Source organism: Microbulbifer maximicatervae (SeqCode) (assembly GCF_052467955.1).
The window spans coordinates 1,540,960-1,556,517 of sequence record NZ_CP174329.1; the positions used below are offsets into that span (position 1 = coordinate 1,540,960).

Annotated in this window: 13 protein-coding genes; 7 read left to right on the forward strand and 6 right to left on the reverse strand. The window is 53.1% G+C overall.

Translation table 11 applies throughout. The features are described 5' to 3' along the window. Positions 1 to 27: 27 nt before the first annotated feature. The 4 genes from ACJJI5_RS06500 to gatC form a co-directional block, all read right to left on the reverse strand. Positions 28 to 324, reverse strand: coding sequence for a PA4642 family protein (locus tag ACJJI5_RS06500; RefSeq protein ID WP_413663060.1), 297 nt, complete (start codon positions 322 to 324; stop codon positions 28 to 30). Positions 325 to 390: 66 nt separating this feature from the next. After that, positions 391 to 1,842, reverse strand: coding sequence for an Asp-tRNA(Asn)/Glu-tRNA(Gln) amidotransferase subunit GatB (gene gatB, locus ACJJI5_RS06505; protein ID WP_413663059.1), 1,452 nt, complete (start codon positions 1,840 to 1,842; stop codon positions 391 to 393). 11 nt (positions 1,843 to 1,853) lie between these two features. Then, a complete protein-coding gene (gene gatA, locus ACJJI5_RS06510; RefSeq protein WP_413663058.1) occupies positions 1,854 to 3,299 on the reverse strand; it encodes an Asp-tRNA(Asn)/Glu-tRNA(Gln) amidotransferase subunit GatA in 1,446 nt (481 codons plus the stop codon). Between the two features lie 72 nt (positions 3,300 to 3,371). Then, complete coding sequence (gene gatC / locus ACJJI5_RS06515; RefSeq protein WP_413663057.1) at positions 3,372 to 3,659, reverse strand: Asp-tRNA(Asn)/Glu-tRNA(Gln) amidotransferase subunit GatC; 288 nt, start codon at positions 3,657 to 3,659, stop codon at positions 3,372 to 3,374. A gap of 357 nt (positions 3,660 to 4,016) precedes the next feature. Between gatC and ACJJI5_RS06520 the strand changes: the two genes are divergently transcribed. The 7 genes from ACJJI5_RS06520 (at position 4,017) to msrB (ending at position 13,548) form a co-directional block, all read left to right on the forward strand. Next, on the forward strand, positions 4,017 to 5,051 hold the full coding sequence (locus ACJJI5_RS06520) for a rod shape-determining protein (protein ID WP_020412569.1): 1,035 nt from the start codon (positions 4,017 to 4,019) through the stop codon (positions 5,049 to 5,051). A gap of 139 nt (positions 5,052 to 5,190) precedes the next feature. After that, on the forward strand, positions 5,191 to 6,033 hold the full coding sequence (gene mreC / locus ACJJI5_RS06525; protein ID WP_413663056.1) for a rod shape-determining protein MreC: 843 nt from the start codon (positions 5,191 to 5,193) through the stop codon (positions 6,031 to 6,033). After that, positions 6,020 to 6,499: a rod shape-determining protein MreD gene (gene mreD / locus ACJJI5_RS06530; protein WP_413663055.1), complete on the forward strand. Its 480-nt coding sequence runs from the start codon at positions 6,020 to 6,022 to the stop codon at positions 6,497 to 6,499. The genes mreC and mreD overlap by 14 nt, the downstream gene beginning before the upstream one ends. Positions 6,500 to 6,596: 97 nt before the next feature. Further along, the gene (locus ACJJI5_RS06535; protein WP_413663054.1) at positions 6,597 to 7,208 is read left to right on the forward strand and encodes a Maf family protein; all 612 of its coding nucleotides are present in this window, start codon (positions 6,597 to 6,599) and stop codon (positions 7,206 to 7,208) included. Continuing rightward, positions 7,205 to 8,692 (forward strand): ribonuclease G, encoded by a 1,488-nt coding sequence (gene rng, locus ACJJI5_RS06540; RefSeq protein ID WP_413663053.1) that lies wholly within the window; start codon positions 7,205 to 7,207, stop codon positions 8,690 to 8,692. Before ACJJI5_RS06535 ends, rng begins: the two co-directional genes overlap by 4 nt. 36 nt (positions 8,693 to 8,728) lie before the next feature. Then, positions 8,729 to 12,931, forward strand: a complete 4,203-nt coding sequence (locus tag ACJJI5_RS06545) for a YhdP family protein (RefSeq protein WP_445355843.1) — start codon at positions 8,729 to 8,731, stop codon at positions 12,929 to 12,931. A 74-nt stretch (positions 12,932 to 13,005) separates the two neighbouring features. Continuing rightward, on the forward strand, positions 13,006 to 13,548 hold the full coding sequence (gene msrB, locus ACJJI5_RS06550; RefSeq protein ID WP_413663051.1) for a peptide-methionine (R)-S-oxide reductase MsrB: 543 nt from the start codon (positions 13,006 to 13,008) through the stop codon (positions 13,546 to 13,548). A gap of 59 nt (positions 13,549 to 13,607) precedes the next feature. On the opposite strand, the gene yjgA is transcribed toward msrB, so the two are convergent. Next, positions 13,608 to 14,123, reverse strand: a complete 516-nt coding sequence (yjgA, locus tag ACJJI5_RS06555) for a ribosome biogenesis factor YjgA (protein WP_444896341.1) — start codon at positions 14,121 to 14,123, stop codon at positions 13,608 to 13,610. A gap of 46 nt (positions 14,124 to 14,169) precedes the next feature. Beyond that, complete coding sequence (gene mgtE / locus ACJJI5_RS06560; protein ID WP_413663049.1) at positions 14,170 to 15,537, reverse strand: magnesium transporter; 1,368 nt, start codon at positions 15,535 to 15,537, stop codon at positions 14,170 to 14,172. Positions 15,538 to 15,558 lie beyond the last annotated feature (21 nt).

Here is a 15,558-nt window from a genome sequence, read left to right on the forward strand (position 1 = left end):
GGTACGATGCCTAAATTTCCAGAGTTCTCAGTTGGCGCCAGCGGCTTTTAAAATCTCGCTATATTCTCCGCCCTGGCGGTGTTCAGCAATACGTGCCAGCAGAGTTTTTCCATCGGGACCAGGACTGTTCAGATCCAGGCCTTCAGCGAGAAATAATTTTATAAATGTGGCAAAGCTCTCTGCTTTCATACTTCGGTAGGCGCGCTCGAGAAGATGAAAATCCCGGTTTACGCCTGCGGGAGCTTCGCCAATCAAGAATCCAGCAATACGCTCCTCGTCAAAAACTTCTCCGAGTACTTTCTGTTTGTCTTTTTTCAGGCTCAAAACTATATCCTTGCTACATAAATAGGGGGCGGGCGAAGCCCGACCCAGGTCTTGAAATGTTGAGGGTTAAAGCAGTGCGTCCAATTTTTGTTTGAGGATTTTATTAATCATCTGTGGGTTTGCCTGCCCTTTGGACGCTTTCATGATTTGCCCGACGAAATACCCCATCATTTTGGGGCGCTTTGATTCATCGGCCTTGCGGTAGTTTTCTACCTGGGCATCGCTTGCAGCGATCACCTCATCCACCATTTTTTCGATAGCGCCGGTATCGGAAACTTGTTTCAGCCCACGCTTTTCGATGACTTCGTCGGCACTGCCCTCTCCGTCGGCAATAGCCTCGAATACCTGTTTGGCGATTTTGCTGGAAATGGTGTTGTCTTTGATGCGCGAGATTAGTCCAGCTAGTTGGTCGGCAGAAACCGGCGATTGTGAAATAGTTAGTTCACGACGGTTGAGCAGCGCTGCCAGTTCACCGTTAATCCAGTTGGCGGCAAGCTTGGATTCGCCACAGGATTTACTCACAGTTTCAAAATAGTCTGCACTGGCACGCTCCTGTGTCAGCTGGTCTGCATCATAAGCAGATAGCTGGTATTCCGCTTGGAAGCGGGCTGCTTTTGCATCGGGCAGTTCTGGCAGGATGCTGCGCAGTTGCTCGACATATTCATCAGTGAGTACAACTGGCAGAAGGTCAGGGCAGGGGAAGTAGCGGTAATCATTGGCCACTTCTTTACTGCGCATAGAGCGGGTTTCATTTTTGTCCGCGTCGTAGAGGCGGGTTTCCTGGGTAATGGTGCCGCCGTCTTCCAAGATATCGATCTGACGTTCAGCTTCGACTTTAATTGCGCGCTCGACAAAACGGAAAGAATTGATGTTTTTTAATTCTGTACGGGTGCCGAGTTTTTCTTCGCCTTTCAAGCGCACGGATACATTGGCATCACAGCGCAGTGAGCCCTGGGACATATCACCATCGGAAATGCCCAGGTAGGTTACGATGCTGTGAATTTTTTTCAGGTAGGCCACAGCCTCGGCGGCACTGCGCATATCCGGTTCAGAGACAATCTCAATCAGCGGCGTACCTGCGCGGTTCAGGTCGATACCGGACATTCCGTGGAAGTCTTCGTGCAGGGATTTACCAGCATCCTCCTCCAGGTGAGCGTGGTGTAAACGCACTTTCTTACTGCTGCCATCTTCCAGGTGAATTTCCACTTCACCTGGGCCGACAATAGGCTGTTCCAATTGAGTGGTTTGATAGCCCTTGGGCAAGTCGGGATAGAAGTAATTCTTGCGTTCAAAAACGGAGCGCTTGCCGATCTCCGCGTTCATCGCCAGGCCGAACATTACCGCAAAGCGAAATGCTTCTTCATTCGGTACCGGCAAGGTGCCCGGCATAGCCAGGTCCACAGCGCAAGCCTGGGTATTCGGCTCGGCGCCAAAGCGGATGCTAGCGCCGGAAAAGAGTTTTGACTGGGTGGAGAGCTGGACGTGAATTTCCAACCCGATAACGATTTCCCATTCCACAATTTATCTCCTTATACGGCGCTGGCTTTGTGCCAGTCGGTTACCTGTTGGTATTGGTGGGCGATATTGAGCATGCGCGCCTCTTCCAGGTAATTACCGGTTATTTGCAGGCCCACTGGCATATTGTCCACCAGGCCACAGGGTACAGACATGCCAGGTAGTCCGGCCAGGTTGGTGGCGATGGTGTAGATATCCTCCAAGTACATAGCTACCGGGTCAGCGCTCTTTGCGCCAAGCTCGAAAGCGGGAGAGGGGGTCGTGGGGCCCATAATCACATCCACTTTTTCGAATGCTTCGACAAAGTCCTGCTTGATCAGGCGTCTGGCCTGTTGGGCTTTGTTGTAATAAGCATCGTAATAACCGGCGGACAGGGCGTAGGTGCCTACCAGGATTCGACGCTGCACTTCTTCGCCGAAGCCTTCACCGCGGGAGCGTATATAGAGATCGCGCAGGTCTTTGGGCTCTTCACAGCGGTAGCCATAGCGCACCCCATCGAATCGAGATAGGTTGGCAGAGGCTTCAGCGGGGGCGATCACATAGTAAGCAGGTATCGCTAACTCGGTATGTGGCAGGCTGATATCGACCAGTTGAGCCCCCAGCTTTTCAAACGCTCTCAAAGCCTCCTGAACCCGGCTTGCGGTTTCAGGGTTAAGGCCTTCCCCAAAGTACTCCCGGGGTACTCCGATCCGCAGCCCGGCAATCGGGTTATTCAGTTCGGCGGTAAAATCAGAGGGCTGCTGCTTCAGGCTGGTGGAATCTTTCGGGTCGTGGCTGGCCATCGCGGACAGCAGGTAAGCCGCATCTTCGGCGTTGCGGGCGATGGGGCCAGCCTGGTCCAGGCTGGAGGCGTAGGCCACGATGCCATAGCGGGAAATACGCCCGTAGGTGGGCTTCAGCCCGGTGGTGTTTGTCAACGCCGCCGGCTGGCGAATAGAGCCGCCGGTATCGGTAGCTGTGGCGCCGGGTATCAGTTGTGCAGCAACTGCCGCAGCTGAGCCACCGGAGGAACCGCCGGGCACACAGCGGGTATTCCAAGGGTTTTTTACTGGGCCGTAAAAGCTGCTTTCGTTGGATGAGCCCATGGCGAATTCATCCATATTGGTCTTGCCCAGGGAGACGGTTCCGGCAGCGTTGAGGTTATCTACCACCGTGGCATCGTAGGGAGGGATAAAATTATCCAGCATTTTTGAGGCACAGCTGGTGCGCACGCCGTTAGTGCAAATAATATCTTTGTGGGCGATGGGCACACCGCACAGTGCCGGTGCCTCCCCGTTGGCCAGGCGTTGGTCGGCAGCCGCGGCTTGCGCTAGGGCGCTCTCTTCGGTGACGGTAATAAAACTGTTGTAGTTGCTGTCCAGTTGCTGGATGCGGCCGAGTAAATGGCGGGTTAGCTCTGTACTTGAGAACTCTTTGCTCCGCAGTCCACGGATGATCTCGGCGATAGTAAGCTGATGCATGTTATTCCCTTAAAGGCTCTAGACGGGCTGAGGGCTTGGGTATTTAGGTGAACTTAGTCAGTGTTGGGCCGGCTAATCAATTACTTTGGGAACCAGGTAGAGGCCTTCTTCGGTTTGGGGAGCCAGTTCTAGGAAGTCTTTGCGCTTGTCAGCCTCTGTCACTGCGTCGGTACGCAGCTCCTGGACCTCGTCCAATGGGTGCGCCATCGGGGCGATGCCATCGGTATTGGTGGATTGCAGCTGGTCGACCAGTTGCAATACATCGCCGAGGCGGTTGCTGACTTCTTCGATGGTTTCTTTGGATATGGCGATACGGGCCAGTTCCGCGAGTTTTTCTACAGTTTGCGTATCCACTGCCATGGTGATGGACTCCTCCAGCTTGAGTTGCGAGTCGAAAACTGCCCGGATTATTTGCGGCGGGCAGAACCGGCAAATTTAGCACATTGGGGTTATATTCTCACCGGCTCCGGCAGTAATGGATAGTGGGCCTCAAATGAACTCCCTTCAGCCTTGCCCTGATGCCTAGCGGTTGTTAGAGTTTGCCGAATCCTGCCGAGTGATGAGAGACTCCGGTGTTTTGCGTAGAATCCGATTCGAAATGCGGCTCGGAACTCAGAATTATTTTTGCGGACTAATTAGGATTTGTATCCATAAAAGAAGCCGCGCCCGCAGTGCCCGACCTGGGGGCTGATAATTAGTACAAGGTAATCGAATTCCATGTTTAAACGTTTGCGGGGTATGTTTTCCAGTGATCTCTCCATCGACCTGGGAACTGCCAACACGCTGATTTACGTTCGCGATCGCGGCGTAGTACTCGACGAACCCTCTGTCGTCGCAATCCGTCACTACAATGGCCAGAAAATCGTTGAGGCTGTCGGAGTAGAAGCCAAACGCATGCTCGGCCGGACTCCTGGCAATATTACCGCTATTCGCCCGCTGAAGGACGGTGTTATCGCCGACTTCCAAGTGACCGAGAAAATGTTGCAGCACTTTATCAAGAAAGTGCATGAAAATAGCTGGATGCGCCCGAGTCCGAGAGTGCTGGTGTGTGTTCCCTGCCAGTCCACAGAAGTGGAGCGCCGCGCGATTCGCGAGTCGGCCCTGGGTGCAGGTGCTCGCGAAGTGTCACTGATCGAAGAGCCCATGGCCGCTGCCATAGGCGCAGGCTTGAATGTCGAGGAAGCGAGCGGCTCCATGGTGGTGGATATCGGTGGGGGCACCACTGAGATCGCCATTATCTCCCTGAATGGTGTGGTTTATTCCGATTCGGTGCGTATCGGCGGTGACCGTTTTGATGAAGCTATCGTCAACTACGTGCGTCGCAACTACGGCAGTGTGATTGGTGATGCAACTGCTGAACGGATCAAAGAGGAAATTGGCTGTGCTTATGCAGGCAGTGAAGTTCGCGAAATCGATGTGCGCGGACGTAATCTGGCCGAGGGCGTGCCTCGCAGCTTTACCTTGAACTCCGACGAAATTCTCGAAGCCCTGCAAGAGCCTCTGACTGGTATTGTGCAGGCTGTTAAAAGTGCGCTGGAACAATCCCCTCCCGAATTGGCTTCTGATATCGCTGAGCGCGGTATGGTGCTGACTGGTGGTGGTGCTCTGTTACGCGATCTGGACCGCCTGTTGATGGAAGAATCGGGCTTACCTGTGATTGTTGCCGATGACCCGCTGACCTGTGTGGCGCGGGGTGGCGGCAAAGCGCTGGATATGTTGGATCGCAGCCGCCTCTACCTGATGTCTAACTAGTAGACATCGCTATTATGTGACCTGCGAGGGAGCTTGTGGCTATATCCGCAAGCTCCTTGTAATAAAAAAATGCAAGTTATCTTTTGTGGCTTGTACTGTTCTCACCATCTTTGATTGACCTGTTAAGAGGGGATTGCCTGTGAAACCGCTATTTACCCGCGGTCCCTCTGCCGAATACCGCCTGGGCTTTCTCATCATACTCGCGATCTCGCTGATCGTTTCCGATCATTACACCAATTGGTTTCAGCCTGTCAGAGAACGCTTATCAGGAGTTATTGCTCCACTGTACTGGGTTACAGGAGCCCCCGAGCGTGTGGGCGATTGGGCCGATGAGCAGTTTCGCTCGCGCGAAGAACTGCAAGAGGAAAATAGCCGCCTCAAGCGCCAGGTTTTACTGCTGGAACAGCGCAGCCAACTATTGGCGGCCGTAAAAGCGGAAAACACTCAGCTCAAAGAACTGATGAACTCAGCAGAAATGGTCGATGACCGAGTACTGGTGGCTCAGGTAATTGGTGTTACCCCGGACCCTTTGGAGCATGTGCTGCTGATTGACAAAGGCCGCGATGACGGCATTGATATCGGTACCCCGGTAATGGATGCCAGTGGATTGCTGGGGCAGGTGATTGAAGCTGGTGACTCCTACAGTCGTATCCTGCTGATAACTGATTCCAGTCATGCCATTCCCGTCCAGGTTCTACGCAACAGTATGCGCACCGTCGCCGAGGGTACAGGTGATCTGTACCGCTTGAAGTTACGCCATCTTGCTAATACCAGTGATATTCGCGAGGGGGATCTACTGCTCAGCTCCGGCTTGGGTAGCCGCTTTCCCGCAGGTTATCCGGTCGGGGAGGTCATTTCGGTACAGAGAGACCCGGGTAAACCTTTTGCGGAGGCTGAAGTGTTGCCGAGGGGACGGATGAATCGCAGCCGCTTTGTATTGGCGGTCATTGGCAGCGGAGGACATTCTGTTGCAAGCGAATAACCGCTGGTTTATCGCGGTCACTATTCTGCTGTCACTGCTTCTCTCGGTTATGCCCCTGCCACAGCAGTGGCTCTGGTTTCGGCCGGCATTTCCGGCTTTGCTGGTGATATTCTGGATTACCCGAATGCCCCAGACCTTTGGGGTGGGGTTCGCTTGGATGATCGGTATTGCCCAGGATTTGGCTACGGGGGCGAGCTTGGGAACCCATGCCCTGGCCCTATCGGTACTCGCCTATTTCAGCTTACTGACTTATCAGCGCACTCGGGCATTTAATCCGGCCCAGCAATTGTTGTGGGTATTTGTTCTGGTGGGCATTCATCAAGTGGTGGGCAACTGGGTGCACGGCCTTGAAGGTAAATCGGTACCCGGGCTGACGTTCCTTTGGCCCGCCCTGACTACAGCCCTGCTCTGGCCCTGGGTGACCCCGTGGCTCAGGGGGCTTTCCGGGCGTTTACACGTTCGTTGACCGTCTCGTCGGCACTGTAAATCAGTGTAAAAAATCGATCATTTTTCGAACAGTGCCGCTATAATCAGCCGCTGACCCACAGGGAATATGTAATAGAGTGACAACAAGCGCTTCAGAAAATCGACTTCTTTTGGCCTCTGGTTCGCCGCGCCGCGCCGAACTGTTGGCCCAGATTGGGGTGCCTTTCTCCCAATTGTCCCCCGCTGTTGTAGAACAGCGCCAACCTGCTGAAAGCCCTCTTGAGTACATAGAACGCTTGGCCCACGACAAGGCTGTCGCCGGGTTTCAAGCCGCTGACAGCCCGCAGGGACTCTGGTCTTTGGGAGCGGATACGGTGGTTATGGCAGGTGAGAGGCTGCTGGAAAAACCCCAAGATTTTGCTGACTTTGAGTCCATGATGCTGGCGTTATCGGGAGGAGAGCACTCTGTTTTCACGGCAGTGTGCTTGCGTTCACAGGATCGACAGTTTAGCCGAGTAGTTGAAACTCGAGTCAGGTTCCGCCACTTGTCCAAAGTTCAAATAGCGGATTACTGGAGTACCGGAGAGCCTGTCGATAAAGCTGGCGGTTACGGTATTCAGGGTTTTGGTGCCGCCTTAGTAGAAGCTTTTAGTGGCAGTTACAGCAATGTTGTAGGGCTCCCATTGGAAGCTGTAGTCCCCATGCTGGATCATGCGGGCATTCCCTATTGGCAGGAGGGCCAATCTTGAGCGAAGAGCTGTTAATTAATGTTGCGCCGACTGAGACCCGGGTTGCGCTGGTAGAAAATGGTGTGCTTCAGGAGGTCTACCTGGAGCGGAGTGCGCGGCGAGGGATTGTAGGAAATATCTATAAGGGAAAGGTGATTCGCGTACTGCCCGGAATGCAGGCCGCTTTTGTCGACATAGGCCTCGAGCGTGCGGGCTTTATCCATGCCTCGGATATTGCACCTCTCGACGAAGAAGGCATGGAGGCGCGGGATGCCGAGGTGGCGGATATTCGCGCGCTAGTCAGAGAGGGGCAGTCACTGATCGTGCAAGTAGTGAAGGACCCTATCAGCAGTAAAGGCGCCCGGCTGACTACCCATCTGTCGGTTTCTGCACGTTACCTGGTGTATATGCCGCAGACACGCCATATCGGTATCTCTAATCGAATTGAAGACGAGAACGAACGCGAGCGATTGCGCCAGTTGGTTGAAGCAGCTTCTCTGCGTCTTGCAGAGGATGGTTTGTCGGCCGATGGAGGCTTCATTTTGCGTACCGTTGCCGAGGGGGTGAGTGAGGAAGAGCTGCTGAGAGATATCCCCTTTCTGTACAAATTATGGGGGGAGCTGGATGAGCGCATTAAGGAGCGTCCAGTGCCTTCGGTTATCTATGAGGACCTTCCACTATTTATGCGCGCATTGCGTGACCTTGCGCGCCCTTATACCGAAAAGATTCGTATAGACTCCCGAGAGGCCCACGGCCGTGCGGCAGAATTTGCCGGTAAATATGCGCCGGAAATTGCCGGTCGCCTGGAACACTACCCGGGTGAGCGCCCACTGTTTGACTTATACGGTGTTGAAGAGGAAATAAGAAGGGCACTACACAACAAAGTCACCTTGAAGTCTGGCGGCTATCTGATCGTAGAGCAGACAGAGGCGATGAGTACGATTGATGTCAATACCGGTGCTTTTGTTGGGCATCGCAACCTTGAAGAGACTATCTTCAAGACCAATCTGGAGGCCGCTACAGCGATTGCTCGCCAGCTGCGTTTAAGAAACCTGGGGGGGATTATCATTATCGATTTTATCGATATGAAAGATCCCGAGCACCAGCGACAAGTCTTGCGCACCCTGGAAAAGACCCTGGAGCGCGATCATGCCAAGTCCAGTATCACCGGGGTCTCTGAATTGGGGTTGGTGGAAATGACTCGCAAACGCACCCGTGAGTCACTGGGGCAGATTTTATGTGAGCCTTGCTCTGTTTGCAGTGGTAGGGGCACCTTAAAGAGTGCGGAGACAGTTTGCTTCGAGATTTTCCGCGAAATTATTCGAGAGGCGCGCTCTTACGATAGTGAAAAAATTATGGTACTGGCCAGTCAGGTGGTAATAGATCTTTTGCTGGATGAAGAGTCGGCTAATGTCGCCGATCTTGAAGAATTTATTGGTCGGCCGATTCAGTTCCAGGTAGAGCCCATTTACAACCAGGAGCAATATGACATTGTTCTTGTGTAATCCATTATTCACTCGCCAGCAAGCTAAGAGAGCTTATTGTCAGCGCTCGGTCCATGCCTGTTTGGTGGTGAGGGTATAGCGATGGTTGTAATACGCTGGATTGCAAGAAAGTTCTGGTTACTGTCGGTAAGTTTGGTAATTGCACTGGCAATCATCGTGCAAACAGGCCGACTGCTGTCCCCGCAGGTAGAGAACTATCGTCCGCAGATTAGTCATTGGCTTAGTGAGCAGCTAGGCGTTCCTGTACAGATGGATCGTATTTCCCTGCGTTGGGAGGCCCTTGAAGTTGCATTGCAGCTGGATGGACTGCGCCTGGGAGAACACGGTGAGCTGAGAATGGGGCACGGCCTGTTCCAGCTGGATCTACTTTCCAGTCTCTGGAACCGGGAATTGGTCTGGAAAGACCTGCAAATGAATCAGTTTTCGGCCGGGCTCAACCGCGATGAAAATGGCCTCTGGTATTTGCAGGGGTTTCCCGATGCCCCGCTTAAGCTTGAAGGCAGCACTGCACCCAATCCCGAAGCGGCAGATCCGGCCCGCCTATTCCAGTTGAGCCCCAAAATCCAAATCAGTGATGCAGCGATCACTGTGCGTCTTCCCGATGAGCAGCTGGCAGAAATCAATTTGCCTGAAATCCAGCTGGAAAATAGCGGAGATTTTCACCGACTGACTGCACGGGCTTTTATTTCCCGTGAAGGGGAGAGTAGCCAGGTTGATGAAGAGACCCTACGGGTTGTGTTAGAGGGGCGGGGCAATCCCAAAGATAAAGAGCACTTCTCACTGCGCGGCTATATGCAGCTTAATGAGTTGCTACTGGATGAAGACATTGTCAGCTTGCTTCACGAACTCACCCCGTTACCCGACCGGTTTCACTGGCAGGGGAAGAAGTGGGCAGACGGCCGCTTGTGGCTGCATAGTGATGCCGTAAGTGGGTATCGCATAGTGGGCCAGGTGGACTTGGCCCAAGTAGAAAGCCTGACCGATATGCAAAGGGCAGGAGATGATATAGAAGAGCATACACTGGCTCCGTTGCGCGCTTTTTCTGGCAACTTGTCGGGTCGCTGGTTGCCGGGAGAGCACTGGCGATTAGCGCTGCAGGATATTGAAATCGATTGGCAGGGCTTGAAAATGCCGTCGCTGAACCTGCAGGTTAACAGTGGCCAAGAGGGTATAGCCCTGATGGCAGATCTGGTCGATCTCGCTGGTTGGAGCAGTATCTTAAATCGCTTGTCGTTACTAGAGGGAGCTGCAGATGAATGGTTGCGTGCACTAAAACCCCAAGGTCAGTTGCGCAGCCTGCGTCTGCGAGCTGGTGCGGACCGGCAGTTAGAGATCAGCGCAAACTTGGAAGATATTGCGGTCGAGGCGTTTCGAGGAGCCCCGGCAATTACTCAGTTGAGTGGATATCTTCAGGTTAAGGGCGCCAGTGGCCGGGTTGAACTCGACGGTACCCCCCTCGGAGCGCACTTTCCCAGTCTGTATAAGAATGCTTTTGGGTTCGAACAAGCCAGCGGCACCATAGCCTGGGATGTCGATAAGGCGTTGAACGAAGTCAACGTATTGTCGGGCCCGCTGATGCTTGGCGGTGAACTTGGTCAGGTCGGTGGTCAGTTTATGCTGTCACTACCCTTCCACGCCCAAACACGACCTGTGGATCTGGTGCTTTCCCTATCGATAAAAGATGCGGGGGTTATTACCCAGGAAGAGCTGGTGCCATTTGTGGTTAGCGATGATTTGCGCAGCTGGTTGAAAACTGGCCTGGGTAAGAACAATCAAGGGCGTGTTGAGAGTGCTGCCTTTATCTATCGCGGCAGCAGTTATAGCAAAGAGGGTAAAGAAGAATCCCTTAGAGCATTCGCGACTCACCAGAAGCGCAGAACGATTCAGTTGGCGCTCGACTTTTCAAATGCGAGCCTGGACTACGCCAGTGAGTGGCCTGAGGTCAGGGATGTGGATGGCCGTTTGTTACTTGATGATGAAATTGTGCGGGTCAATGCCGATAAAGCCAAGCTCTGGAATATGGATGCTGGAAATATTCTGGTTGCGGTAACCCCTCAGAAGGGTGGAGGCTCACGCCTTGATGTACAAACTGAGGTGGTTGGACCCGCTGCCGATGGGTTGCGACTATTGCGTGAATCACCACTCAGAGATCACCTTGGAAGTGCCTTTGATGATTGGAGCCTGACGGGGAATTTGGATGGCGTTGTATCCTTAACTCTACCCTTGGGACAGTCATCCGTAGTTCCCGAGCAACAGGTTGAAGTCAACCTGAAGCACGGTGACCTTCAACTGAAAGGGCTCCGCCTCGATGCGACTGCGTTGAATGGTTTGGTGAAATACGATAGTGCGACAGGCCTTGAAGGGACCCAGCTGAATGGCAAATTGTGGGGCCGCCCGCTGACTGCTCGTATCCAACATATTGGCGAGGGGGATGCACGGGATACCCAGGTGGTTATCGACGGCAATGCATTGGTTGAGTCGGTACACGCTTGGAGTTCGCGCCCAGAACTGCAGTGGCTGGAAGGAGAAATAGATTATCAAGCCCTGGTGACCATTCCTGCAAAATCAGCGGAAACCCCCTACGCCGCAGTATTTGAGCTCACTTCCAACCTGGCCGGTGTGGCTGTAAACCTGCCTGACCCACTTGGTAAGACGGCGGAAACAGAAACCAATTTTGTATTGCGAGTGCCGATTGGAGAGCAGGGCAGCTTGTTCCACTTGGACTATGGAGAACATTTACAGGGGCAATTCTGGCTGATTGATGGAGAGTTAGATCGGGCTGCAATCGCCTTGAATGCTGAGGCAAATTTGCCCTCCAAACGGGAGTTGACGGTCACTGGAGATATTTCCACTGTTGACCTGTCTCGCTGGCAGTCTCTACTGGATGTTTACCAGTTGTCTGAACCAGCGAAGTCAAGCGCTGCCAGCTCTGTTGCAAGTACCACAGAAAACCAAGGAGAGGCTGAGGATAGTGCCAATGAGCCACTTCCGATTCGCCTGGATCTCAGTACAGACCAGCTTCGGTTGGGCTCTGCAGAAATTGAGCATATCCATGTTACCGGTGAGGGAGTGGGGACAGATTGGAAGCTCAAATTTGACAGTGAAATGATTGCAGGAAGTCTAACAGGCTTATTGGATGGCAGTACACCGTTACGCCTCAAGCTGGCTCATTTGCGTCTGCCTCAGCCAGAGAAACCGGCTGAAGTCAGTGATGGAGCTTTTCCCTCAGACCCCTTTGCGGAGGAGGTAGTAGCGGATCCTTTGGCTGAGTTTGATTTTACTAGTTTGCCTCAAATCGATTTTAGTACTGATAACCTTCAAATAGGTGAAGAGGCCCTGGGTCCCTGGTCATTTAAGTTGAGGACAGCTGCAGATCGTTTGGTGGTGAGTGATATCCACGGCACGGTGAGAGGGTTCCGCATCGAGGGACAGGGCAAACACAATGGCGAGCTAGGTGCAGAATTGGTGTGGATGAGGGATGCCGAGGGGCAGCAATCATCACAATTTATCGGCCGATTGGTGGCTGATGATCTTGCAGATATCCAGCGCAAGATGGGCCATGAGCCGTTGATTGAGAGTAAGTCAGCGATCTTTGAAACTGCTTTGAAGTGGGAGGGGGCCCCGACTCAGGTGAAAGGAAGCCTTCTCTCCGGAGAGCTTAAGGTTGATATTCGCGATGGCCGATTCCTGCGATCAACCGGTGCGACAGGCTCTACCGTGTTGCGTCTATTGTCACTGTTTAATTTTGATACCTGGGCGCGACGTTTGCGTCTTGATTTCACCGACCTTTACAAGAGTGGTATGGCTTTTGATAGGGTGCGTGGTGAAGTAGTCTTTGAAGGCGATGGTCAGCTTTTAATCGCTGTACCCATCCAGGTAGAGGGGCCCACCAGTGAACTGCAGATGGCGGGGCGGGTTAATTTAGTCCGCGAAGATCTGGATTTAACGTTGGTGGCTACTTTGCCAGTTGGGAACAACCTGGCTTTGGTTGCAGCGCTAGCCGGTGGTTTGCCTGCAGCTGCGGGTGTCTACCTGATCAGTAAGGCATTTAAAAAGCAGGTGAAAAAGGTCGCTAGTGTCAGTTACCGAATTAGTGGCGGTTGGTCAGACCCGCAAATGCGATTTGAGAAATTGTTTGATGGAGATGGCGCCAAACGTGAGGGCGCGGTTCTGGACCATGAGGGGAGCAAGACACAGGTTGGGGTCGGCTCTGAAGAGAAGCCCCCACCTGCAGCTTGAGTTTTAATATCCAGAGGCAGCGTGCAATAGCCATCTAATCTTAGTGATGAACCCCTGTAAAAGGAGCACTCTAGATGGCGTTGCATTCATTATTGCCCCTCCTTCTTTTTACAGCCGTCACCCTTTCGGCGTGTTCTGAGGCAGATGACCACCAGCGCGACCAGAATATGACGGTCGCCCAAGCTGAAAAGCATATTGCAGAGGGGACTGATCTCGATCAGATCCCTAAGTCTGTGTGGAAGCAGATCCTGCCAGAGGATCGCTATAAGGTTCTCTGGAAAAAAGGTACCGAGCCCGCTTTTAGTGGCAAGCTTCTGAATAACAAAGAGAAAGGGGTTTATGTCACTGCGGGTTGCCGTTTACCGGTTTTCAGCTCTGAGCAGAAGTTTGAATCCGGTACTGGTTGGCCCAGCTTTTGGGATGTTGCCTACCCACAAAATATTGTCTTAAAGGACGATTACAGCTGGGGCTTGAAGCGGACTGAGGTGTTATCAAAGTGCGGGGAACACTTGGGGCATGTTTTTAAAGATGGCCCGGAGCCCACAGGTTTACGCTACTGCCTAAATTCTCTCGCCCTGGACTTTGTGCCGGCTTCTGGGGATAAGAAAGCGCAATAACTTCTGGTGTCTAGATTGCGGGCGCTGCCAGCCAGTTAACTCTGGAGCGCCCGGAGCCCTTATTCCGCTTCCTGGATAAAGAAGTCGCGAAGATAGCGGAATAATTTTCGTTGATTGGTTGGTGGCTTATTGTTTTTGATTTCTCGATGGGAGTCCCTTATCAGTTGGCGCAGCTGTTGATGGTCGACACCGGGATGCTGGTCAAAGAACTCACCCTGGGCACTATTGCCTTCCTCCAGTAGTCGTTTGCGCCAGTCTTCAGCCATTTTATCGAAACGCAGGTGTTGTTGGTCTCGCTCTTTAAAGCGGCTCAGCACTGTTTCTATCGCTTCTTGGTCGGCACTGCGCATCAACTTGCCGATGTACTGCATTTGGCGTCGGCGAGCTTCATTGGATTTGATCCGATGTAGCGTAGCAATAGCCTCCTGCAAGTCCTCATCTATGGGGACTTCAGCCAGTTGGGCCTTGGAGAGCTCGGTTAGTTGCTTGCCGAGATCCTGCAGCTCGTGCATTTCTTTTTTGACCTGAGTTTTACTTTTCGGCAGGTCGTCATCGTAATCGTCGTATTCGTACATCTTTGATTCGCTTTCGGTAAATAAGGGGGCTTGGTCCAGAGGTGATTTAGCTAAAGTACCAAGTGGCCAAGCCCAGAAAAGACATAAAGCCTACTACATCGGTGACTGTAGTAAGCGCTACCCCGCCGGCCAGTGCCGGGTCTATATTCATGGCACGCAATGCTACTGGTAATATCGCTCCGGCGAGTGCGGCGGTTAATAGGTTGATTATCATGGCGGCAAGGATAATGACCGCAATCCATATATCGCCAAACCACATGGCGGTTATCAAGCCCATCACAAGCGCCCACAAAAGAGCATTGAGTGCCGCCGAACCCAGCTCACGGGAAAGTAGCCAGCTTAAATTACTGCGTCCTATCTGGCCTAAGGCCATACCGCGAATGACCACTGTCAGCGTTTGGCTACCGGCCACGCCCCCCATGCTGGCGACGATGGGCATTAGGACTGCTAGGGCTACCACCTTGTCCAGGGTATTTTGGAACAAACTGATCACCCAGGAGGCAAGCAAAGCTGTGAGTAGATTAATACCCAGCCAAACTGCCCGACGCCGAGCAGTGCGCCCTACTGGGGCAAAGGTGTCTTCCTCCTCATCGAGGCCGGCAAGGCTCATCAGGGAGTGATCTGCATCCTCTCGGATAACATCTACTACATCGTCAATGGTGATTCGCCCCAGCAGGCGGTTATCCTCATCGACTACCGGTGCGGTGATCCAATCATATTTCTCAAACAAGCGCGCGACTTCAGTGTCGGGCATATCTGCGGGTATGGGTTCCACATCGGTATTGACCACTTCGCGAACTGTCACCGATGGATCTGTGGTGAGAAGTTTGGATAGTGGCAAGAGACCGATATATTGGCCCCTCCGGTTAATCACAAAAAGGCTGTCGGTAGATTCCGGTAGTTGTTCATGGCGCCTAAGGTAGCGAAGTACCACATCTAGAGTCAGATTGGGGCGGACAGAGATGGTGTCCGTATCCATTAAACCGCCAGCAGTGTTCTCATCATAGGCGAGAACACTTTCAACCCGGAGACGGTCGGTTTCCGTCATCGATGAGAGCACTTCGGCAACAACCCGCTCCGGCAGCTGCTGAAGTATATCGGCGATGTCGTCGGCATCCAGGCCTTCCATCACCTCCACCATCTCCTCGGTATCCATAGTGGCGAGGATCTGGCTGCGCACATCGTCGGTGAGTTCCTGCAGGACCTCACCCTCTATTTCCCTATCCACCAAATTCCAAAGTACCTGGCGGATACGCGGTGGAGAGCTCTCCAGCAATTGTGCAACACTCTGGGGAGTCAGGGTCTTGAGCATGCGCCGGACTTCTTGTCCCGTACCGCTATCCAGCGCGGCATACAGCTCACCCAGCTGATTCTGTGCGCGGAATTTGATTTCGGCTTGGGGAGAGCTGGGCACAACAAGTCCTTACTGCTAGTG